This window comes from Cocleimonas sp. KMM 6892, assembly GCF_035798195.1.
Lineage (GTDB): Bacteria > Pseudomonadota > Gammaproteobacteria > Thiotrichales > Thiotrichaceae > Cocleimonas > Cocleimonas flava.
On sequence record NZ_JAPFBV010000017.1, the window covers coordinates 1 to 1,196 of the forward strand.

Annotated in this window: 1 protein-coding gene; it reads right to left on the reverse strand. The window is 39.7% G+C overall.

Features of this window, described 5'->3' with window-relative positions:
- Nucleotides 1–35: 35 nt before the first annotated feature.
- Nucleotides 36–980 (reverse strand): IS110 family transposase, encoded by a 945-nt coding sequence (locus OO007_RS20185; RefSeq protein ID WP_325810180.1) that lies wholly within the window; start codon nucleotides 978–980, stop codon nucleotides 36–38.
- Between the last annotated feature and the right edge of the window lie 216 nt (nucleotides 981–1,196).

The window sequence follows — 1,196 nt, forward strand, 5'->3', positions numbered from 1 at the left end:
TACATAACAAGTGACTGTGGTTCCAAGTCAACCTTTTAAGCCAATTTTTCATCCCAAACCTCCCCTTTTTTCACCATTGTATTGAGTATGGTAATCATCTTTCTCATACAGGCTACGATGGCTACTTTTTTCGGTTTGCCTTTAGAAACTAAAGCATGGTATTCCCGTTTAAATTTTGGGTTGGATTGTATCGTCGACATCATCGCCATAAACAAAACCGTTCGGATTCTTGCTCTTCCTCCACGGATTCTTCGTTTGCCACGATAAGCGCCACTTTCTTTATTCATAGGTGCTACGCCGACTAAGGCTGCAATCTCTTTTCGATTCAGTTGTCCAAGTTCAGGCAGGTCACTCAAAAGCGTATAAGCCAGGACTTTCCCCACGCCTTTTACACTGAGTAATATCTCTAGAGTTCTACTCCAATCCGGTGTGTCTTCTATCAGTTTATCCAGAGTTTGTTCAACCCAATCTATCTCTTTTTGTAGATGTTTGATGAGTCGTTGATTGGATCGTTTTATCTCTTTAGTCATGATGCTATCACGATTCTTTTCCATCGTTCTCATTTCAATCAACTGACTTCTTCTAACAAGTAAGTCACTGATTCTCTGTATGTTATCTGCTTTGATTTCGGTTAATCGAGGTTTCAATGCTTCGCCATAATGGGCGATCATTTGGGCATCAAGTTTATCGGTTTTAGCTAACTGACCTGTAGAGGCTATAAACTTATGTACGTGTAATGCGTTAGCTACAACTATAGGTAATTTCGCTTTAGAGGCGGCACAAGCGAAGGGCAATTCTAATCGACCTGATGTTTCGATAATGATACGTGTGGGTTGATAAGCTTTGATGCGTTTTAACGCTTCTTTGATACCTTTAGTATTGTTTTCGACGTTAAAGAATTCTCCTATTGGACGAACAAATATATCCAATTGAGTTTTGCTGGTATCGATTCCTACATTGATTTCTTCTACTGTTTTCATGATAAGATGGACTCCGACTTGCTATACGGGTTCTGAGACCCTGATGACTGTTCGAGTTATTATCTATAGAGTTATGTAGTGCTCACACTTGTTATCGGTATCTCTTGAAAAAGAGTAAGCCGTTGCTACATCGAGCTACTACATAATGGCCTTTAGCAGCTAACTAAAGGTGGGTCTCAGTTTACCCGTTCTTTAACTTTAGTAACCATACAAGTT